Below are 23,929 nucleotides of genomic sequence, written 5' to 3'. Positions count from 1 at the left end.
CGATCGTTAGGAACATATGTCGGAATATCTAATTTTAATAGCTGCCGAAAACGAGCGGGAGCTCACCACTTCAGAAGAACAACATTGCATCACCGAATATGGTAAATGGGCTGAGGCGCTTGCAGAGAAACACATTGTTGCAAGACGTCTTTCGCTTGAAAGTGGAGAACTGATTCCAAGCAAAAATGCGGTAACAACAGACGGACCATTTGTGGAAGCAAAGGAGCTAATCGCTGGATTTGTATTGATTACTGCCACTGATTTGAATGAAGCTAAAAAGATTGCTGCTTCTTGTCCACTTAATGAATACTTTCATTTATATGTTAAAGCAGTGGCTTAACCCTATTTAACCATCTTTAGCGGCAATTAACAAACAAAAAATGTAAGATTGGTAATGAAAAAATCGATCCTATCTCTATTGATAATATTGCCGTTCGTACTTTTTGCACAATCCTTCCCAACCAAAGAGTCACATCGAATAGCAGAAATCCAACAGATTGCTGAAGAAGTAAAAGCATCATACTGGCCGGAATGGATGGAAGTTCCTTTCATTATCTTATTGGTTGATGAAGATTTTGAATACTTAGCCGGGCATCCCAATCCAGCTACGTTCTCACAAGCAAGTTATTTTGACTCCCTGCTTAACCAGAAAATATATTTTCGTAAGCGAACGTTCCCTAAAAACATGTCTGCCAGTTTTCCGCTTATTGATTCTAATCCAGTCATAGTGATGGGTAATATTATGAACTCTTATTTCGATGAAGAAAGGTGGGTTTGGACATTACTCCATGAGCATTTTCATCAATTTCAATACACCAGAGAAGGTTACTATCAAAAATCGAATGAACTGGATCTAGCAAAGGATTCCCTAGATGGTATGTGGCCACTAAACTATTCATTCCCGTATGAAAATGATACTGTAGATCAGATAATTGAAGAAATGAGTGGATTACTCCTAAAATCAATGGACGGAGAAAGTGTGCTCCCTAAGTATTGGGAAGCTAAGCGGCAACTAAAGTCTGTCATTTCTGAAAAGGACTACCGCTATTTCAATTTTCAGATTTGGCAGGAGGGATTTCCCAGGTTTTTGGAAATAGACCTTCTTCAGCATTGGAACCAAACCAATTCCAATGAGAATAGAATAAAACTTCTCCGAGAATATCGAGAAGAAATCCGAGAAGATTTAAGCGAGCCTAACCTGAAAGATCGTGGACGATTAATTTTTTATTCGCTTGGTGCCACTGAGTGGATACTCATCTCGTCAACAAACCATCAGTGGAAAAGAGGCTATTTCCAACACATGTTTAACTCTGACACCCTTCTGAAAAACTAATTATGTAAAAGCCATGCAACATAGCGAATACATATTCGTATGTACTATGCATTAACAAGTACCAACTAATACATATTAAAAGTAACCTTTGATGCAACCTTTTGTCATTAGACGGCATCAAACCCACAAGAAGACCTAAACTCAAAAAACTATGAAACGACTAACTATTTATTTAAAGCTGGCTTTTTCAGCCACAGCTATTCTATTTTTTACATCTATCTCTGCTCAGGATGAGGGATTCATCTATGGAAAAGTGACAACTGAAGATGGAGATGTATATGAAGGCCCGATCAGATGGGGCAAAGAAGAAGTTTATTGGACTGACATGTTCAACACTTCTAAAAGGGAAAATAAAAACCTTGACTACTTATCTAGTCGTGAGTTGGATAAACTGGAAGACCGCTATTATGATAACGATAATTTGATTTCTCGATTTATCAATATCTCATGGGATGATGATAATGATGGACGATTTGTGCATGAATTTTCAACTGAGTTTGGAAACCTGAAGTCACTTAGAATGCGATCAAGTAGTCGGGTTGAAGTGGAATTGAAGAATGGAGAGTATATCGAAGTGAGTGGTTCAGGCTATAATGATGTAGGTGCCAAACTACGGGTAATAGACTATGAATTGGGCACTATCCAGCTATCATGGAGCAATATTGAAAAAGTGGAATTCTTGCCCACTCCTTCAAATCTTGATGAAAAATTTGGGGAACCACTTTATGGTACAGTAATCTGTGACCTGGGAGAGTTCACCGGTTTCATTCAGTGGGATCATGATGAACGTGTGGGAACAGATGTTCTGGACGGAGAAGAAGATGGCGATGACTATGAAATCGCGTTTGAAAAGATCGCATCCATTGAGCGCGATGGATATAGTAGCAGCATTGTTACACTTAAATCAGGAAGAAAACTGGATCTAAGAGGCACCAATGATGTAGATGACGACAATAAGGGCATTATTGTTACTGTGAAGGGTTTAGGCCGTGTAGATATTGACTGGGACGAGTTTGACAAAGTGACATTTAAAGAAGCTCCCAATAGCGGACCAGCTTACAGTTCGTTCTCTACACCTAAAAAATTAACGGGAAAAGTGGAGGTAGACAATGGTGATATTCATACTGGGGAAATCATTTTTGATCTGGATGAAGAATACACCTTTGAGCTTCTCAACGGCGAGAATGATGACGTGAAATTTATCATTCCATTTTATAACGTTCGTGAAATTACACCAAGGGGATCCTATTCTTCCATTGTCACCCTTAACGATGGAAGTGAAGTGACTCTCGAGGATGGGCAGGATGTTTCTGATAAAAACCTTGGAACGTTAATTCGGACTAAATCAGATAGGGTTTATGTGCCATGGGACCGAATAAAGAAGATCACACTGGACTAAAACGTGATCAGGACGAACAAGGACTAACTCAAAAGGACAAAAACTCAAAATCATGATAAAGAACTATCTAAATGTTGCACTGCGCAACCTGTTTAAGCATAAGTTCTATTCGCTTATAAACATCTTAGGTCTATCAATCGGGCTTACCTGCTTTTTGATGATCTCGCTTTATGTAGTAGATGAACTTAGCTATGATACCTTTCACTCAGATGCCGATCGCATCTATCGGATGGATTTTACCGGAAACATCAATGGATCCGAGTTTATAACGGCTCTTGCCAGCGCACCGGCTGGTCCAACCATGCCGGTTGAATTTCCCGAAGTGGAAGCTGCTACCAGGCTGAGAAGTACTGGTAACTGGATTATCAAAGAGAAAAATACGGAAGATGCTTACAATGAAGATGCTGTAGTATATGCCGATCATAATTTCTTCCAATTCTGGGATTTCAATTTGAAGTCTGGTAATCCGGAAACCTGCCTCGAACGTCCGAATACACTCGTGATAAGTGAATCATTGGCGTCCAAGGTATTTGGCGAGGAAAATCCGGTAGGAAAAATTGTTGTCTTGGATAACAATGATGATTGGGAGGTTACAGGAGTCTTCGAAGACATGCCTACCAATTCTCATTTCAACTTCGAAATGATGCTCTCCATGGAAAGCAGAGAAGAAGCAAAATCTACCATGTGGATGAGTTTTAATTTCAACACTTACTTGAAATTGCAAGAAGGCTATGATCCAAATGACCTGGAAGCCAAATTTCCGGGATTGATTGAAAAGTACATTGGCCCTGAGATTCAAAACTTCATGGGTGCTTCTCTTGAAGAATTCTATGAAGCAGGAAATGACGCAGGCTTTTACCTCTTTCCTCTTTTAGATATCCATCTTAAATCGGATAAGTTGGGCGAGTTGAACGTTAATGGTGACGTGAAATACGTGCTGATATTTACTGCAATCGCTATGTTCATATTGATATTAGCTTGTATCAATTTTATGAATCTATCGACTGCCCGCTCAGCAGGACGAGCCAAAGAAGTAGGTGTAAGAAAAGTGATGGGCGCATATAAGAGTCAGTTAAGAAAGCAATTTCTAACCGAAGCTTTCTTAATTACTTTCATCTCAATTTTGATTGCATACGGGCTCTCCTTTCTATTGCTCAATCAATTTAATACCCTTGCAGACAAAGCAATGGTATTCAATAGCCTGCTCTCTCCCGCTTTTCTTTTGATTATGCTTGGTGTTTTGATTGTGGTGGGATTTCTGGCGGGGAGCTACCCGGCTTTCTTCCTATCCAAATTTCGGCCGGTTGAAGTTCTTAAAGGCAAACTAAATCTAGGACTCAAAGGTGGTGGCTTGAGAAGCACATTGGTAGTACTTCAATTCTGCGTGAGTATAATTATGATCATCGGAACGGCGATCGTATATCAACAGCTTTCTTACATCCAGAATAAGAAGTTAGGATATAGTAAAGACCACATTTTGATGATCCATGATCCATGGCTAATGGACGACAAGGCTGATTCATATAAAAATGAAGCGTTGCAACATTCCAACATATTGTCCGGAACCATGTCCAGCTTCTTACCCGTGAATACGGCAGATAACAATAATGCCTGGTTTCCGGGATCCAACTCTACCAAAAGTGAAACATATATTTTTCACGAATACCGAGTGGATCATGACTACATGGAAACACTTGACATTGAATTGAAGAGTGGTAGAAGCTTCTCGAAAGATTTCCCAAGTGATAGCCTCGCAGTGGTGCTCAATGAAGCTGCCATGCATAAAATAGGATGGACACTGGAGGAAACTATTGGAAAAACAATATCCACTTTCGATGGCTTTCAGGATAGCATTTATACGGTCTCATATAAAGTGATAGGTATTATGAAAGACTTCCATTTCACCTCACTAAAAGATCAAATCGAGCCGCTAATTTTCAAACTTGGGAGAAGCAGAGGGTTTGTTTCCTTCAAGATCACAAATGAGAATATTCCAGCAACCATCGGATTTCTGGAAGATAAGTGGAATGAGTTTGCGCCTAGCCAACCATTCGCGTACAGCTTCCTTGATGAACGATTTAATGAGATGTATGAGAATGAGCAGAAGCTTGGAAAAATATTCGGAGTTTTTGCCTTCCTGGCCATTTTCATTGCCTGCTTAGGTCTATATGGTCTGGCCGCTTTCACAGCAGAGCAGCGCAGAAAAGAAATAGGTGTTAGAAAAGTACTTGGTGCGTCTATATCTAGCATTATCACACTGCTCTCTAAAGAGTTTTTAAAGCTGGTTGGTATTGCATTTTTAATAGCTGCACCCATCTCCTACTACTTTATGAGTGAGTGGCTTCAAGATTTCGAAAACAGAACAAATATTAATCCTATGGTTTTCTTATTGGCTGGAATTATAGCTCTGGTGATTGCATGGGTCACCATGGGCTTCCAGTCATGGAATGCGGCCAGGATCAACCCTGCCAGATCCTTAAAGGATGAATAATAACTTCACCTACTCTACTATGGAAGCCCTGTCCGCCAATCGGCGGATGGGCTTTTTTATACCAAGCAACCATCAGATAAAAAAAGCATCATTACTATAACTAACTCCTACTATCATGCTTAAAAACTATCTCAACGTTGCGCTCCGAAATCTGCTAAAACACAAGTTTTATTCTTTCCTAAATATTTTTGGATTAGCCATAGGATTAGCCTGCTTCATGCTCATTTCTTTGTTTATCAAAGACGAGATGAGTTATGACACGCATTTATCAGACGCTGATCAAATCTATCGGGTTGATTTTGCAGCAACGCTAAATGGCTCTGATCATATTTCCGCGACCGTTGGTGCCCCCACTGGACAGGCACTCAAAAATGACTACCCGGAGGTAATAGATGCCATGAAGGTGCGCGAATCAGGGAATTGGTTTATCAAAAGAAAAGGACAAACCGAGACCTTCAAAGAGGAGCTTGTGCTCATGGCAGACTCTAATTTCTTTTCTTTTTTCGGAATTCCTCTGGTGTATGGTAATACGAAAAATACGCTGGCAAGACCAAACACACTGGCGCTGGATTTAAGTACATCAAAGAAAATCTTTGGTGACATCAACCCCGTTGGGGAAGTAGTTGTTCTGGATAACCAAACTGACTATGAAGTGGTGGCCGTATACGATGATCTACCAGCAAACACTCACTTTCGCCACAATATGTTGTTATCCATGACCTCTTTTGCATGGGCAAACAATCAAAACTGGCTTAGCACAAATTTTAATACTTACATTAAACTAAAGGAAGGATCGACCAAAGAAGAACTGGAAGCCAAATTTCCTGAAATGATCGAAACGTACTGCGGTCCACTCATTGAGCAGTTTTTGAATATGAATCTGCAGGAGTTCAGGAACAGCGGCAATGCCCTTGCTTTCCCATTGTTTCCATTAAGAGACATTCATCTTCATTCAAATAAGACGGATGAGTTGGGATCCAACGGAGATATCAAATACATCTACATATTTTCTGTAGTAGCCCTATTCATTCTCATTTTGGCCTGTATCAACTTTATGAATCTGGCAACCGCCAGGTCTGCCAACCGTGCCAAGGAAGTTGGAGTAAGAAAAGCCATGGGGGCGTTTAAAAAGCAATTGATCAATCAGTTCATTTCGGAGGCTATGGTGATCTGCTTTATTGCTTTTCTACTCGCATATGTTATCTCTCTTTTAGCCATTCCCGGATTCAATGCGCTGGCTGGCAAAGAACTTTCGTTTTACAGTCTCCTGGAGGAAGGATACATTCTGTTTATGATAGGAATCATGGTGTTGGTGGGGCTATTAGCCGGAAGCTATCCTGCATTTTACATGACCATGTTCAAACCGGTGGAAGTATTAAAAGGAACCATTCGTCAGGGATTAAAGAGCGGACCCATCCGAAGCACGCTGGTGGTCTTTCAATTTTCCATATCCATCATTATGATTATAGGAACGGCCATCGTTTTTGATCAACTTTCCTTCATTCAAAATAAAAAGTTGGGTTACGAAAAAGATCAGGTGCTGATGGTCAATGATGCCTGGATTTTACGTGATCAGGCCGAGGCGTTCAAAAATGAAGCTTCCAGAAACTCCAGTGTGATCAGCAGTTCGCTTTCGAGTTTTATCCCAACAGGAAATTACAACAACTCGAGTCTTTACTTTAAAAATGCCACAGCTGGTTCTGATGAAAGCCTGGTGATTGGTACCGCTACAGTAGATCATGATTACATGAATACGATGGGCATTTCCATGAAAGAAGGTCGATTCTTCTTTAAGGAATACGCAAGCGATTCAATGGCGGTGATCATTAATGAAACAGCAGTTCAGAAATTTGGCTATGAAAATCCGCTCGAATCAAAGCTTTATTCTCACGATGGACCGGATGACAGCCCGGATGTTGTCGGCTATCGGATCATTGGCGTTGTGAAAGACTTCCATTATCAATCACTGAGAAGCAATATTGAACCACTGGTACTTCACCTGGGACAAAACGCCGGATACGCCCTCTTCAAAATTCACATGGAAAATGTAGATGAGACCATAGCAGATCTGGAGTCAACATGGAATAAGTTCGTCCCCGGGCAGCCTTTCGGATACCAGTTCATGGATCAACGATTTGATCTCACATATCATGCAGAACAAAAGGTTGGACAAATATTCACCGTGTTTGCTGTTCTGACTATTCTTATTGCGTGTCTTGGTTTATTCGGGCTTGCCGCATTTACAGCAGAGCAAAAAAGAAAAGAAATTGGCATTCGCAAAACATTAGGTGCTTCGGTCACCAGTATTGTAAATCTCTTGTCGAGAAACTTCATTAAGCTGGTGGCGATATCTTTCATCATCGCAATTCCGGTTGCTTCAATTGCTATGAACTACTGGCTGGATGATTTTGCCTACAGAACAGAGCTCAAACCTTCAACATATATTGTATCAGGGATTGCAGCTATAACCATAGCATGGATTACCATAAGTTTTCAGTCCTGGAAGGCCGCACGGATTAATCCGGCTGAATCGTTGAAGGATGAGTAACATATCCACAAGTTATCCACAGCCCTGATTCTTCGGGGCTTTTTTTATTTTCATAGGCTGTGTTTGTGTTATTTTGAATAGCAATTTAAACCACCCCTATGTATCTCATTTTCGATACCGAAACCACCGGTTTACCACACAATAAAACTGCACCAGTTGAGCAGCTAGATAATTGGCCAAGGTTGGTACAAATTGCATGGCAACTGCACGATCATGGTGGTAAATTAATTTCCACCGGCAATCACATCATAAAGCCTGAAGGATTCACTATCCCTTTTAACGCCGAAAAAATTCACGGTATCTCCACCAAACGAGCATTGGAAGTTGGTGAAGATTTATCGGAGGTACTTGATAAGTTTTCAGAAGATGTCAAAAAAGCTGAAGTACTAGTCGGTCATAACATCGAGTTTGACAATAAGATCATTGGTGCGGAGTACCTGAGAACAGAAAAAGAGAACCTGCTTGCTGATGCAAAAAACATCGATACCTCAGAGGACACAAAAGAATTCTGCCAGCTCCAGGGTGGTCCCGGTGGGCGACTTAAGTCGCCAAGACTAATTGAACTTTATGAAAAATTATTTGGTGAGCCATTCGCAGATGCGCATGATGCCGCGTATGATGTAGATGCCACCGCTAAGGCGTTCTTCGAGTGCTTAAAACGCTCCATCATCCCAACCATCGATGATACCAACCCTGATGATATCATCTACGAAAGTCCGGATCTGGATGATGCCAACTTTGCTTCAAAGCGTGAAAAGTCTTCCGGTAAAATTGGAACAGAGGAGGTAAAAGCGGAGGACATCAAGGGTGCATTTTGTCACCTGCACGGGCATTCTCAATTTTCCGTTTTGCAAGCCACTCCGGATGTAGGAGCCATTATTGCTAAGGCCAAAGCATACGACATGCCTGCAGTCGCGATGACTGACCTGGGCAATATGTTTGGTGCTTTTAAATTCGTAAAGGCTGCTAAAGGTGCCGGCATCAAACCCATCATCGGTTGTGAGTTTTTCGTTGCAGAAGATCGATTAAAACTTCAGTTCACAAAGGACAACCCCGACAAAAGATTCAAACAACTACTGCTTGCAAAATCAAAGAAGGGGTATGAAAACCTGATCAAGCTTAGCTCCATTGCTTACAAAGAAGGGAACTATGGATTATATCCCCGAATAGATAAAGCACTTATAGAGAAGTACAAAGAAGATGTAATAGCCCTCAGTGGTAGCCTTGGAGGTGAAATTCCACACCTTGTTTTAAATGTCGGTGAAACCCAGGCTGAAGAAGCGGTACTCTATTGGAAAAACTTATTTGGAGATGATTTCTACCTGGAGATCAATAGGCACGGACTTGAAGAAGAGAACAGGCTGAACGAAATTCTTGTTGGCTTTGCTGATAAACACGACATAAAACTCATCGCTGCAAATGAGTACTTCTACCTTGACAAAGAAGATGCGAAAGCCCACGACGTTCTGATTTGCATCAAGGAAAACGAAAAGCAAAGCACCCCCATCGGAAGAGGGCGTGGATTCCGTCCCGGTCTCCCCAACGAGAACTACTACTTCAAAACGCAGCAGGAAATGAAGGAGTCTTTTGGAGATATTCCGGAGGCCATCGAAAACATTTCCGAGCTTGTCAACAAGGTCGAGACCTATAGTCTGGAGCGAGAGGTACTTCTCCCTGCTTTTGACATCCCTGAAGAATTCATCAATGCGGAAGACGAAGCGGATGGAGGCAAGCGAGGAGAGAACGCTTATCTACGTCACCTGACCTATCAGGGTGCTGAAAAACGATACGATGAAATCACGGATGAAATCCGTGAACGAATTGATTTCGAGCTAGAAACCATTGCCAATACCGGATATCCAGGGTACTTTCTGATTGTTCAGGATTTCACAGCCAAAGCCCGTGAAATGAACGTAGCTGTTGGTCCGGGTCGTGGGTCTGCAGCCGGCTCGGTGGTTGCTTATTGCATTGGAATCACCAATGTGGATCCGATTGCATATGATCTCCTATTTGAGCGTTTTCTGAATCCGGATCGGGTATCACTTCCCGATATTGATATTGACTTTGACAATGAAGGCCGTGAAAAGGTCATCAAATATGTGATAGACAAATACGGATTTGATCAGGTAGCTCAAATCATTACCTATGGTACCATGGCACCCAAATCTGCGATTCGTGATGCAGGTAGAGTGATGGAGCTTTCCCTACCGGAGACAGATGCCATCGCCAAGCTGGTTCCTGAACGACCAGGTACCAAGTTCACTAAGGTTTTTGAAGAAGTAAAAGAGCTGGAAGATCTGAGAAAAGGCAAAGACCTCCCCTCTCAGGTATTGAATCAGGCGGTTGTATTGGAGGGCTCTCTTCGTAACACAGGCATTCATGCATGTGGAGTGATCATTACTCCTGCTGACATGAGTAACTATGTGCCCCTGGCTAAGTCGAAGGATTCCGACCTATTGGTTACGCAATTCGACAACAGCGTAGTGGAGTCTGCGGGAATGCTGAAGATGGACTTCCTGGGATTGAAAACCCTTTCCATCATCAAAACTGCAGTGGAGAATGTGGAGAAACGGCACGGAATCAAAATTGATATCGATAAGATTCCGCTAGATGACCAGAAGACCTATGAACTGTATCAGCGTGGTGAAACCAACGGTACATTTCAATTTGAGTCGCCGGGTATGCAAAAACATCTTCGCGCACTAAAGCCGGATAAATTTGAAGATCTCATTGCCATGAACGCCCTGTATCGTCCGGGCCCGATGGAATACATTCCAAACTTCATCGCGAGAAAACACGGAAAAGAAGCGATCTCCTATGACATTCCGGAGATGGAAGAATACCTGGCAGAAACGTATGGCATTACGGTCTACCAGGAGCAAGTAATGCTTCTATCCCAATCCCTTGCCGGATTTACAAAAGGTGAGGCGGATGTATTGCGTAAAGCAATGGGTAAGAAAAAACGGGATGTTCTGGACGAGATGAAGCCCAAGTTCATCGAGCAAGCCAAAGAAAAAGGCCACCCAGAAGACAAGCTGGAAAAAGTCTGGACGGACTGGGAGGCATTTGCTGCCTATGCATTTAATAAATCGCATAGTACCTGCTACTCGGTGGTTGCCTATCATACCGGCTACCTAAAAGCAAATTATCCTGCTGAATACATGGCTTCTGTCCTCACCCATAATCAGAATAGCATTGACAAGGTAAGTTTCTTCATGGAGGAGTGTAAAAACAGAAGCATTAATGTGCTGGGTCCACATGTGAATGAGTCTGATAAGGACTTTGCAGTGAATGCCGAAGGTGAAATTCGATTCGGGATGGGTGCTATTAAAGGAACCGGTGAATCTGCTGTAATGGCGATCATCGAAGAGCGAGATGCAAAAGGACCATTTAAAGACATCTTTGATTTCGCTAAACGTGTCAATCTTAGAACAGTAAATAAAAAGTCGTTCGAAAGTCTTGCTAAGGCCGGTGGATTTGATTGTTTTGAAGAATTCCACAGACGTCAATATGTGGAACCGGATGAAGAGGGTAACTCTTTGATTGAAAAATCCATCCGGTATGCCAACCGTATGCAGGAGGAAGAAGCGAGCAACCAATCTTCTTTATTTGGAGGAGCATCAGGCACAGATATAGCCAAACCAAAGGTTGGAAGAATAGAACCTTACGGTGATATTGAGAAGTTGAATATCGAGAAAGAGATGGTTGGACTTTACATTTCCGGCCATCCTCTCAACCAGTTCAAATTTGAGATGGATCACCTTACCAATGCGGGCATTCATCAGCTTGCTGAGCCTGAAAAGCTTCAGGGTAGAGAAATACGAATTGGTGGTGTAGTCAGCGAAGTACAGCATCGAACATCAAAAAAAGGCAATCCTTTTGGTCAATTCACATTGGAAGACTTTAATGACAACTACACCTTCTATCTGTTCGGGCAGGATTACCTGAAATTCAAGCCCATGCTGGAGAAAGGCTGGTTTCTGTACTTATCAGGAAATATCCAGAACCGCTGGAACAGTGAAGAACTGGAATTTAAGATTCAAAACATTGAACACTTAAGCGAGATCCGAGAGAAGATGACGAAGGGATTGGAGCTAAAAATGCGCCTTGAAGATGTGAACTCAATAATCGTTGACGAAGTAGAGCGAATTGCTGAACAGCATCCTGGCAAGTCTTTGCTTAAGATGTCGCTTGTTGGTGTTTATGAAAATCGTGGGATCAATTTGGAGATGCTTAGTCGTAAGTTCACCATTGACCCGACGGATGAGTTGATTAAGGAGTTGGAAGGAATTGAAGAGTTGAGGTATCGGGTGTTACTTCAGAAAAACTAAACTTCTTTTAACCACAGTGGACACGGAGAATTCCACAAAGAGCACAGAGGTAATCCACAAAAAAAATATTATCATACTCCTCAGGTTTCTCTGTGATTAATCTCAGATATCTCAGCGGTTAAGGGCCAAGCTAATTGTCAATCACACAACAAATACCTCTTTTATCAAAAGAGAATAAACTATTCAAATTACTTTTGTGTTCGATTCACAAACAAGATAAAAACTTACAATCTTAATATAATGGCAAAAGCAGTAGAAATTACGGACAGCAACTTCGAAGAAATTATCAACTCAGATCAGCCCGTATTGGTTGACTTCTGGGCAGAGTGGTGTGGTCCATGTAAAATGATCGGCCCGGTAGTAGAAGAGCTAGCTGGCGACTTTGAAGGAAAAGCAGTAATAGGAAAAGTAGATGTAGATGCAAACCCAGAAGTATCTGCCAAGTTTGGTATCCGATCTATCCCAACCCTCCTTGTTTTCAAAAACGGAGAAATTGTAGACAAACAAATCGGAGCTGTTCCGAAAAACGTTTTGAGTGATAAGATTACCGCTCAAATGAATTAATAAAAAAGAAAATCATAAATTAAAGCCCTGATTCAAATTGAGTCAGGGCTTTTTTTGTTTGCTATGATTATAAATCTAATCTCCGGTCCTCGAAACATCTCTACTGCATTGATGTATTCTTTTTCACAGAATCCTAAAGTAAAAGTTGTGGATGAACCATTTTACGCTTACTATTTGGTCCACACTGGAATTGATCATCCGGGCAGAGAAGTAACAATTAGAAGCATGTCGGCAGACGTGAGGGTTGTGCTGGGTGAAATCAAGGCACAAGAAAATAAGCACGAGATTGTTTTTCTGAAAAACATGGCTCATCATCATGAAGGATTAGACTGGAGCTATTTGAAGAGCATGCATAATGTCTTTCTCATCCGTGATCCTAAGCAGCTCATTGCTTCTTTTGCACAGGTCATTCCAAATCCAACTATTCAGGATATTGGTTTAAAACATGAAGCGGACTTATTGGATTTCGTTATGGAAAATGGTAAGCATCAGCCAATCGTGATTGATTCAAATGATATTCTAGGTGATCCGGAAAAAGGATTGTCTAATTTGTGTGAGGTATTAGGAATACCTTTTGAGAATAAAATGCTTTCTTGGGAAAAAGGAGCAATCCCTGAGGATGGATCTTGGGCAAAATATTGGTATAGGAATGTTCACAACTCAACAGGATTTGTAAAACAGAAAACGAGTGAGCGACCATTACCAGATCACTGTAAGGAGCTTTATGAGGAAGCTTTGCCCTATTATGACAAGTTGAGGAAGTTTAAAACATCCTCCTCCCAACTGCGGTACCAACCGCACCCCCGAAACGTCGGGCCGCCTTCAAAGGGGGAATAGTTTAAAAATTGATTTTAGAATAAGAGAATATGCTACAGAAATACAATCCGAAGAACAAAGACATTCAAGTGTGGGTAGGTGATAAACTTTATCACCGAAATGAAGCTAAAGTTTCCGTATTTGACAGCACCGTGCAGGGTGGTGATGCGGTCTGGGAAGGCTTGCGACTTTATAAGGAAGGCATTCTGCATTTGGAGCAACACCTTGATCGCTTGTACGCTTCAGCGAAAGCGCTTGCCTTTGAGCATGTGCCTACTCGTACCTTCATCAAGGATGCGATCAAACAAACACTTGAAGCGAATGGAATGAAGGAAGATACGCTCATGCGATTAACCCTTAGTCGTGGTGAGAAAATTACCTCAGGAATGGACCCCCGTCTCAATCAAAAAGGAAGCTGTTTGATTGTGCTGGCTGAATGGAAGCCTCTGGTCTATGATAATGATGCTGGCATCCGTGTAATCACTTCCACACAACGTAGAAATGGTCCACAATTTCTCGATAGTAAAATCCATCACAACAACCTACTCAACAACATTCTGGCAAAAATTCAGGCAAACTTCGCAGGTGTAGATGCGGGAATTATGCTGGATGAACGAGGGTTCGTAGCTGAACTCAATGACACAAATCTATTTATGGTTAAAGATGGGATACTCTATACACCATATGCTAATGCCTGTCTTCATGGAATAACGAGAGGGTTTGTCATTGAATTAGCTCATAATAATGGCATTCCATGTCATGAAAAAAACTTGAGTCTGGTGGAGTTCTATGATGCAGATGAAGTATTTGCCACAGGAACAATGGGTGAGCTGACTCCAGTTATTGAGATAGATGGACGTAAGATTGAAAGCGCCATTGGTTCAGACATTCGAAACCAGCTGTCTATTTTTATGTTTGATAACTTAAAAGAGCGCTGTGTAAAGTTGTAGTCGCTACACGATCAGACTATTCTATAAAGTTTAAAAAATGAAAAGAGCATTCTTTTACCTCCCCTGCATTTTACTAATCGTGGTTGCATTGTCCCAAATCCTAATCACTCAAAGGCAAGGTTTTCTTACTCCCGCAAAAGGTGGTGGTTTTGGGATGTTTTCTACTGTTGATAAGCTAAACAATAGAGTTATATCTGTTTATGGATTATTCGGAGAAAAAAAAGTGAAAATCCGAATTGACCCAAGTGATCCTTCCTTTCAAAAGAATTTCGATAAAAAATGGCAAAGGGCCCGAGCGTATCCTTCTGACGAACATTTATTAGCGCTCGGTAAGGCATTGGGTAACTTGAAACTCTCACAAACACCCACACATCTATTTATTGAAGTAAAAAAATGTCACTTTGATTCGGAAAAAGCTGTTGTAGATTACCAGCAGGTAAACAGCTTATCCGTCCCATTTAGGAAAAGTAAATAGCATTACATTGAAGAAATCGATCCATCAATTCTATCAAAAGATCATTGGGCAAGACCCCATTGAGTTTGCCCTAAAAGCAACCCTGGTATTATTCCTTTTCTCTGAATGGGTAACGGGGGATGAATGGGTATATATGATGCCAATAATGATCCTTTCTGCTTTTGGCCTGATGGTTCCCGGATTGCATAAAAACCGGATCGTTTGGTACATTTTATCTATTGTATTTATTCTGAAGACCAATAGCCAATGGTGGACTCAGGATAATCATCTATTTGTCAACATGTACTGGGTAATCACAATTGCGTTTGTCCTTTCATTTAAGAATTGGCGTCAGCTACTCGTAAAAAATTCAAGAGCTATTATTGGACTTGTTTTTCTATTTGCAACGATATGGAAAGTATTGTCTCCTGATTTCATGTCAGGTTCTTACTTTCATTTCACATTTCTAACCGACTCACGTTTTGTGGAAGAATCTGATATTTTAGGAGATTTATCACAAGCTGATTTAGCTTCCAATATCAGGTCCTTAAAAGAAAGTGCGTTATCCAATGAGGCCACCCAGGCAGCACTTATCACAAATCAAAAAATACGATCGGTAACAAAATTGATCACCTGGCATACGATCATCATTGAATCTTTACTGGCATTGCTTTTTCTACTACCGCAGCGGTATAGCATAACCCGATATCGAAACTACCTGATTTTAGTTTTTGCGCTCACTACTTACCTGGTTATGCCAATCCATAGCTTCGCGTGGCTGTTAATTGCAATTACTATTTCACAGACAGGGGAAGATGAAAAAATGGATAGGTTTCTATTAATCCTGAGTTTGCCACTAATGCTTATTTACAAGCACATCCCATTTATGCAATGGATCGCTGATTTGATATAAAAAAAAGCGAATCAAAATTGATTCGCTTTTCTTAATGAGTATTCAATAATGATTAATAATCTTCATTATCAAATCTGTTATTTAATAAGTATCTAATTTCCAAAGTTGCCCCAGCATTAGAAATAGCCTGAAGCAGTTGCATTTTGGTATAAGACTGATAGATAATGGTAAAATCAAATACAGTACCATCTGCAGCGCTAAGCGTTAGCTGGCTTGTGGATGCAGTCCATGTTCCTGCAAAGAAAATTCCATTCTCATCTTCCAATACAAATGATCCATCTCTTTCCAAAATGAAACGAGTGAACAAGTCAGTACTACCTTGTGTCTGACCATTAACAAAAACTTCGGCAACTTCCCATTCTCCAGGTGCCATCTGAGTAGGCGTTGGAGCAGAAGTTTCAGAGCAAGAGTATGATAGAAACACTACTCCCGCTAACATTAACATTTTATATAATTTTTTCATTTTATTGATGTTTTAAGGGAAGCAGTAGGAAGTTTCCTTCCTACTGCTCTACTCTATTATTTTTTAACAATTCTAAAGCTCTGTAAAGTGTTTCCTTTGCTGATAATAAGCGTATAAATACCCTTATCAAGCGATCGGATGTCTACAGTCAACGCATCTTCTTCCTCGGTTTTCTCAAACTTCTCAGCAAGCATCACCTGACCAGAAAGACTGGCAATACTTACACTATAAGATCCAAGATCACCACCCTTCATATCCACATTAATATAATCTGAACTAGGGTTTGGATAGGTAGATGCTTCGAGTTCACCAAAGAACGTCTGAATCTGCGTACTTTCTATCGTTACAGAATTTGTAACGATAACGCATTCACCATCATTGAAAGTCACTTCAGCACTATACTCTGCAGCATCAGTTATAGTGATTTCATCATCACCACTTCGAGATTGAAGTCTGACTCCATTACGGAACCACTCTATTTCATCCCAACCAAAACCACCTGAGGTTACCGCATTAATGGTATTGCCTTCAAGTTCTAGTTCGACATTATAGAATGATACAGTGAATGTAGTTGATGGTTCCGGCGAAGGACATCCTTCACCTGAAGCATAACTAGAGATCACATAAAAATCAGTCTGTTCAGTCACATCGATATCAACAAATATAGATGCGTTGTTATTGTTACCCCTAAAGGCATTGCCAACAGGCGCATCCGTTTCATTGTTGTATATCTGATAGTTGTAATCATCAACGGTTCCTGTAATCTCATATCTGGCAGTACCAGGACCACAGAGCGTTCCAATTTGATTAACACTAACAGCATCAAATGCGTATTGTCTCACATTCACTTCAATCTCATTTGATCTATTACTGAAGCAACCAGTACCATCCGCTTCATTCGATACTTGTACCGAAAATTCGCCAGCATAGTCAACTGTAATTGAGTTATTGGTATTACCAAAACCATCAGCATTGGAATCTATTACACTTCCGTTATCCAACCATCTATACTGAGCAAAGCCTGCAGGAGCAGTGATTGTAACTGAACCTTCACCTTCACAGAAAGCAAGAGCATCAGTGGTCGTTATTGTCACAGGATCAGGAATCTCCAGAATGTTAAGTGTAAACTCTACTGAAGACGCAGTACAAGATGGTGCATCTATTGGAGCATCATCATTGATCCAATTGAAACTGTAAACCCCTGACTCTTCTAGTGTTATGAAAGAGCTCGTTGTAAATCCATCACTAACACCATCTCTGATTATTTCGATAGTTCCAGCATTGGCAGTCCATGATGTCTCATCAAAGAAGTAAATGGTTTCTGTTTCACATGCATCAATAACATCTCCTTCTGAAATCACATCTCCACCTGTTATACTGCTGGTTAGTGAAATTCCGAACTGAGATAGATTATATCGCTCAACATAAACTGCATTAGATGCTGGGCTTTCGCAGTTACCAGCAGAACCAAACGGTCTGTTAGAAACCTGAACAGTGTAGGAACCATCCCACTCTGCATTTATCACACGCTTAGTTTTGGTTCCATCAGGCGTAGACCATTGATAGTACGCAAAACCAGTTGGAGCTTCTAATACAACAGGATCATCTTCCTCACAACCTGCAAGATTTCCGCTAGCCACAGTAATAGTAGGCTTGTCTGCGCTAGGTATTACTGTAATGTCAATAGATTCAGTAACGTAAGAACAAACACCGTCTGTTACTCTTGCAAAGTACGTTCCGGTTTGATTGATCTGATCATCATCAAGGAATTGCACATCCTCTAAAGGAGTATTCAAGTCATTTCTAAACCATTCTATCTGTGCATTACTTGCAGAGCTTGTGCTTCCGTTCTCAAACAATCTGCGAACAGAAAGCTCAGTGAATTCATCTTCACAAATGGTGATTGTCTTGCCTGTTGAAACAATATCGTAATCACTCTTATTGTCATTGTAGAGATACAATTCATAATTCTGTAGAATTTCAACCTCCAGAACTTCAGTAGAAGTAATGGCACCACATGAAGTATTACCTGTGGAACTAGAAGCAGTAACACTTAATCCAAGATCAATATTGGCAGTTAAGGCTCCTAAATCAATTTCAGTTTCACCTTCTTCAGGGTCATATGTGAATGGATCACCCACATTACTACCATCAGCCAGGTCAATAACCTGATACGTAAAGTAATCTTGAGGATCATCTATGCTTACGATCAAGTTATCCGGGTCACAAACCAAATCTCCAGAAACAAGTGAAATACTTGCTGTCAAATCAACAGGTGCAATTACTTCAATGCTACCCTCACTCAATGGTTCAGAAGAGCTTGAATATGAAATTTCAAATTCTTCTTCATAGGTTTCATCATCATAATTGAGCTTGAATCTCAAATGCTTGTTAGACTCTCCTTCATTAAACACTTCACTTGGAAGCGTGAATGCTGGAAGATCTCCTGTACCGCTTACAAGATTGAACTCTTCAAAATCTATCTCTCCACCCGCATTTCCGTCAATCTCATCATATGTAACAGTAACCACATTTTCAGCACCGAAGCTTCCTCTTACTTCATAACTCAGTGTTATTTCATCCTCAAGGCAAGTTTCATCCGTACTAATTCCAGTTACCAATAACACCTGTGGTGCAATCGTTCGATTATCTGAGATATACTCGAATGGTAAAGATTGACCTGCTAAGAATGAGAAGTTCTCAATTTCCACTTCAATGTCATTTCTTTCTTCCTGTCGGAATCTGAAAATTGACGCATTATTTTTCATGTCATCTGTCACCTCAAATAAGAAGTTATCATCGTCCAATGTATTGTCTTCCTCCTCGGTATCCGGGAATGAAGAAATTTCATCGAACGTTGAACCCCCATCTGTAGAGTATTCAAATATTAAGAATTGATCAGCGGTGATATCCTCAGCCAATTCATCAAACGTTAGATCAAATGAAATAAGTGTTGAACCTGAGAGTTCACCCATTTCAAATTCTCTGGTAGTTATTAAACCACGTCCAAAATCATTGGCGAATTCTAATACACCAGGCCGTATATAGTCATTAGGACTTAGTTCCTCATCTTCAGCAACCACATTGCCATAATTTACATCACGCATTGCAAGTTCAGCTCCGTCACCTCCTCCATTTACTCTTAATCTGAACTGAACTGTATTATCACAACAAATTGTACCAAAATTGAAGCTTCTAAACTCGTTAGTTCTGGAATAAGAACCAAGGTTTTGCCACGTTACCCAGCCGCCTGTGTATTTATAATCCAGATAGACAGTATTACCATTCGATACATAGTCAAATCTAAATTCAATATTTCCATCAGTTAAATTTTCATCAGGAAAATCAGGGGTATAGATAGCGCCTTCATCCGATAGTTGCTCCTGATTAATGAAATTCATAGGATCATCTTCAAGGTTTAGCAAATCACTATCGCCTAGAATATCTCCTACTTCACCCAAACCGGCATTCTCAGAAAGTCTCACCTCAAAGTTATAATTACTTCTAAGGTATGGTGGTAGATCTAATGTGATTGGATCAACTCCTTCTTGAACTGCAAGAACAAGATCATCACCTCCTGAGAAGTTTTCAGCAACAAGCGTAGCATACAAACCACTAGTGCCCGCATCATTTGTCGCATCATTTTCCACAGTGATATTGAATGTTACATTACTTCCTGCATAAAGCACGTCATTATCCGGGTAGTCGAGGGTTGTTCTGACAGCTCTAAGGAAAATATCCAAATCACCTACATCTACACCACCGTCCTCATCTCCAACATAATAGTAGTCTCCATCAGGACCATCCGTTCTAGAAGCCACCAAATAAACATCATAGGATCCTTCAGTCACGTAGAATGGAATAGATCCTGTAAACGTACCTGCCGCACTTGCCATTGCAATACGAAGTGGTGCATTTGTTTCCGGATCAGTCACATAGTCTCCGGCCCCCGGATCATACAATAAGAATTCTAATGTAGTTCCAGTAGGAAAATCATCAGATGTCTCAAAGGTCTTTGTGAAAGATAAATCCACATCTTCTCCATTGAATACCGCATCTGTTGGATCAACCTGTGCAAAATCATAACCATCTTCATCCGGATGACTCAGCGTAATTGATTCTTCATCATTCTCTCTTAAGTAGAATGTTGAAATTTCGTTACCATTAGACATGATCAATTTTACGTTATCTATTGACCATCCATTTTCACCATCTCCCAGGTTCAATGCCTGATACCATCTAAAGTGTGTTGCACTTGTAAGAACAGATGAAGGAAGCTCTACAGAATAGGTTTTGTTTTCATATAGTGCTCCATCAGAAACCAAACTCGTTTCATCAACAGCAAGTACCTGGAATGATTCGCCATCGTCTGTAGATGTTTGTAAGAATGGTATTGTATTTACATTGTCTGTTACATCAACTCCGTATGGATTAAAGTCGAACTCCAGGGTTACAGAAGAAGAACCGGAAAGATCAAACGCCTGTGTTAACAAGCTTCTGTTTCCATCATCTGAGAAATCAAAATCATCAAATCCACCTTCACCATCTCCACCTTCAATGAGTAGCCACTGCTCTTCTTCTTCAATGTCGATTTCCTCATTTGGAACGTAATCTCCATCGGTCGCATCATATGCAATAACAACGATTTCGTCATATAAATCGACTCCATCACCCATCTCAGTAAATGCGAAAAGTGGTGCTGTTGCTGAGAATGTTCCGCTTCCCTCATCTGCAGAAGTACCGACGACTGCAATGTTGTCTCCATCGACTCCACTGCCTTCGAAAAGAAGCGCGAACTCTGTGTTTGCAGGGAACGTACCCTCCGTAGTATATTCTACTTCAAAAGACTCTCCTACTACAAAATCATAGCTATCAAGTACTTCTAGCGAAACTCTTGGTCTTCTAAACTGTCCATTAATATCAAATTCGGACGTATTTGCAGTGACTGATTCATTTGCTACAACATACATGTAATAAAGTTCGATTTCATTTTCGAACTCACCAGCAGCACCGTCTTCATTATAGATTATTCTAAATCTCGTCTCATCACCCCAGGAATCTGCGGAGATTGGAAGAAAGAAATCAGAGAAAAAAGTCCCCGTTCCAGTGTATTCAAGTATTTGCAATGTTTCCCAGGTGGTGCCGTCGCTTGAAGCCTGAATTTCTACTTCCTGATCAAAATCGTATGAAATTCCGTTCAAGCCAACATATACTCCGCCACCAAATGGCATCTCAAAAGGAATCGTTGTAGCTGACCGCTCTCCTGACCCTATCAATTTATCTATATCTGTTGGATCATTTCCTTCGATCAATTCCTCATCGAAAACGTCAAAAATGTAACCAGAGAAACCTTCCGCGGTTCCAATGAAATAATTGATATTATTTCCTGATAAGTCTTCAACAAGTACATCTGAAGAATTAGCCAACAATCCATTTCCAACTCTAATTCGAACTTTTGGATTTGAAGGATCATCATAGTTGATGTCTGTTGGAAGCGTACCTGAAATGGTTCCATTTATATCAGCTCCAGTTGCAGAGTTTAAGATTGTCCATTCATCGTCATCAGTGGTTGTTTCATCTCCCTGATCCCATACTTCAAAAAATAGCTCAGCGCCGGTTCCCAGGGAACCACTAATTTCATAATTAGCCGTAACAACATCACCAGGATAGATTACATCTACAGTTCCATCAAATACCCCATTGTCAGAATCAATACTTGTTATAGTGACCTCAGTATCAAAAACCGGAAAATCAATCGTGTTTGATTCAGGGTTTGTAGCAAGTTTTACACTATAAGTACCCCCTATAATCGGTGGGACTGTTACTGTAATCGTATGATCCTGATCATCACCCGGAGCAATATCTTCTGAATTTCCGATCATGTATTCAAAATCCGTTCCTTCTAATATTGCGGTTAGCATTGTTCCAGCAACAAACTGTCCTTCTGTAATATTATAAGTCAGCTCTATTTCATCTCCTGGATAGATAAGATCATCAGGAACATCTACTGCATCTAATACAATCACCGGAGCATCAATATCTATAGTAGTACCTTGATAATCAACTGGATCTCCATCACCCAAAAGTGTTCCGGCTGCATAGAATGAAAATTCATCAACATCCCAGGTATCCAGTTCCGAACCATTGTTGCTTAGCTGTCTAAGTCTAAACTGAGTTGTAGACGTGATTAAAGCGGAAATAGACGAAACGTCAAATGTATCTCTTTCAGAAAGATCAGCATTCAAACTAATTGCATCGCCGATTTGCGTAAACGACTCAAAACCATCTGTAGAGTATTCAAGTGCAATCTCAGTTCCGGATGGTGATAAGCCAGTGCTTGTTTTCACAAGGTCAACAAACACAGAGGCGTTAGTTACTGATTCAATTTTAAGTTCCGGAGATGTTAACATTCTATCTCCGTCATCATCAAAATCAGCTGAATAGCCTACATAAACTGCGTCTGTTTCTAAGTCTATATCGTTACCCAACGTAGGAGAAGAACCAGAATACGCTTCAATTGTAACGTTCCAGGTCTCATCAAATTCTACATCAACAGGAAGGAACCCTGAAACGGTAAAATCGTAATCAAATGAACCATCTCCATTATCAGAAGATATAATATTAGAAATATCTTCAGCCTCAAGTCTAAATGACTGACCACTGTATCTGAAAATTGCAGTGAAATCGTACTCAGAAACTTGATCTTCATATCCCGTAAAAGTTGCCAGGACATTTATTGAATCACCCGGGTAATAGGTGAAGTTTGAGTTACCATCTTCATCTTCGATATCTGCTACTGTTGTAGTAGGCAGGTCTACATCATAGTTATTAACGAAAACAGGAGTACCAATACTTTCAGAGCCAATACTTACATAAAAATTATCGGCATCTACACCCCATTCATCTTCATCTGCGACGTAATCGCTTCTAACTCCTTGTCTGATTCTAAAACTAGTAGTTGCCGTCTTAGCATTAACAGGTAGCTCAAATTCGATGGTTGTGTATCCATCGCCCAAATGCTCATCAGCATATTGGTTGTTGAAATAAGCAGAGTCAAGTACATCCTCCATTACAGTCCAATCCGTACCATTAGTAGAATATTCAACTAACAATGAATCTTCTGTACCAACGACATCTGCCAAATACATACCCACAAAAAGGCTTGCATCGTCAGACGTATTTAATTCCGGTATTTCTGGTGTAGTCAGTCTTCTAAAGCCAACCTCATCCATTTCATAGGTGTTGGTATAATAACTCACACCACCCGTCACATAATCCTGAGTTCCACCTAGGTTGATGTCTCCCGGATCAAATTCTATTTCCTGATTAGATCCAAAGTCAACTGCACTTGTTACATAGTAACTTTCAGTGAAGCCGTCCAAATACTCCCAATTGAAAACAATTGCGGTATCTGAACTAGACCCTATGACTTTGTCTGCATCCAATGTGAGATCATAGTGCAGGTAGAATACTGTGGAGGAACTAAAATCAGTTCCTGTAGTATCAATTATTACTGTATCCTGCCCATTCACGAAACGAAGATCAGCCGGATTTGGGCTTTGATTGATCGTAAATTGCGCATTCGCACTAAAAGCAAAAAGCCCGGTCAACATGACCAGCATCAATGCTCTTAGGTATAAAATATTGTTATATAATTTTTTCATTAT

The 23,929-nt window shown here is 40.6% G+C and carries 13 protein-coding genes; 11 read left to right on the top strand and 2 right to left on the bottom strand.

Going from position 1 to position 23,929, the window contains the following annotated elements; all coding sequences use genetic code 11:
• Positions 1-16 precede the first annotated feature (16 nt).
• The 11 genes from CHB71_RS14570 to CHB71_RS14520 all read left to right on the top strand — a co-directional run bounded on the left by CHB71_RS14570 (position 17) and on the right by CHB71_RS14520 (position 15,799).
• Complete coding sequence (locus tag CHB71_RS14570) at positions 17-340, top strand: YciI family protein (protein ID WP_089357679.1); 324 nt, start codon at positions 17-19, stop codon at positions 338-340.
• Positions 341-394: 54 nt separating this feature from the next.
• Positions 395-1,333, top strand: a complete 939-nt coding sequence (locus CHB71_RS14565; protein ID WP_089357678.1) for a hypothetical protein — start codon at positions 395-397, stop codon at positions 1,331-1,333.
• Between the two features lie 151 nt (positions 1,334-1,484).
• Complete coding sequence (locus tag CHB71_RS14560; protein ID WP_089357677.1) at positions 1,485-2,732, top strand: hypothetical protein; 1,248 nt, start codon at positions 1,485-1,487, stop codon at positions 2,730-2,732.
• A 52-nt stretch (positions 2,733-2,784) separates the two neighbouring features.
• Positions 2,785-5,223, top strand: coding sequence for an ABC transporter permease (locus tag CHB71_RS14555; protein WP_089357676.1), 2,439 nt, complete (start codon positions 2,785-2,787; stop codon positions 5,221-5,223).
• A 115-nt stretch (positions 5,224-5,338) separates the two neighbouring features.
• A complete protein-coding gene (locus CHB71_RS14550) occupies positions 5,339-7,771 on the top strand; it encodes an ABC transporter permease (protein ID WP_089357675.1) in 2,433 nt (810 codons plus the stop codon).
• A 98-nt stretch (positions 7,772-7,869) separates the two neighbouring features.
• Complete coding sequence (dnaE, locus tag CHB71_RS14545) at positions 7,870-12,102, top strand: DNA polymerase III subunit alpha (RefSeq protein ID WP_089357674.1); 4,233 nt, start codon at positions 7,870-7,872, stop codon at positions 12,100-12,102.
• Positions 12,103-12,342: 240 nt separating this feature from the next.
• Positions 12,343-12,666 (top strand): thioredoxin, encoded by a 324-nt coding sequence (gene trxA, locus CHB71_RS14540; RefSeq protein ID WP_089357673.1) that lies wholly within the window; start codon positions 12,343-12,345, stop codon positions 12,664-12,666.
• 63 nt (positions 12,667-12,729) lie between these two features.
• Complete coding sequence (locus CHB71_RS14535) at positions 12,730-13,503, top strand: sulfotransferase-like domain-containing protein (RefSeq protein ID WP_089357672.1); 774 nt, start codon at positions 12,730-12,732, stop codon at positions 13,501-13,503.
• Between the two features lie 29 nt (positions 13,504-13,532).
• On the top strand, positions 13,533-14,432 hold the full coding sequence (locus CHB71_RS14530) for an aminotransferase class IV (protein WP_089357671.1): 900 nt from the start codon (positions 13,533-13,535) through the stop codon (positions 14,430-14,432).
• A 37-nt stretch (positions 14,433-14,469) separates the two neighbouring features.
• A complete protein-coding gene (locus tag CHB71_RS14525) occupies positions 14,470-14,907 on the top strand; it encodes a hypothetical protein (RefSeq protein WP_089357670.1) in 438 nt (145 codons plus the stop codon).
• A 7-nt stretch (positions 14,908-14,914) separates the two neighbouring features.
• Positions 14,915-15,799 carry a hypothetical protein gene (locus CHB71_RS14520; RefSeq protein WP_089357669.1) on the top strand — a complete coding sequence of 295 codons (885 nt, stop codon included), beginning with the start codon at positions 14,915-14,917 and terminating at the stop codon, positions 15,797-15,799.
• Positions 15,800-15,851: 52 nt separating this feature from the next.
• Here CHB71_RS14520 and CHB71_RS14515 read toward each other — a convergent pair whose 3' ends face one another.
• Positions 15,852-16,262, bottom strand: a complete 411-nt coding sequence (locus CHB71_RS14515; protein ID WP_144017439.1) for a hypothetical protein — start codon at positions 16,260-16,262, stop codon at positions 15,852-15,854.
• Positions 16,263-16,318: 56 nt separating this feature from the next.
• Positions 16,319-23,926, bottom strand: a complete 7,608-nt coding sequence (locus CHB71_RS14510; protein ID WP_089357667.1) for a T9SS type A sorting domain-containing protein — start codon at positions 23,924-23,926, stop codon at positions 16,319-16,321.
• Positions 23,927-23,929: the final 3 nt, after the last annotated feature.

It is taken from the genome of Ekhidna lutea (assembly GCF_900188325.1).
GTDB classification, from domain to species: domain Bacteria; phylum Bacteroidota; class Bacteroidia; order Cytophagales; family Cyclobacteriaceae; genus Ekhidna; species Ekhidna lutea.
The sequence above is the reverse complement of the archived record's forward strand: the minus strand, read 5'-3'. Positions and strand labels throughout refer to the sequence as shown.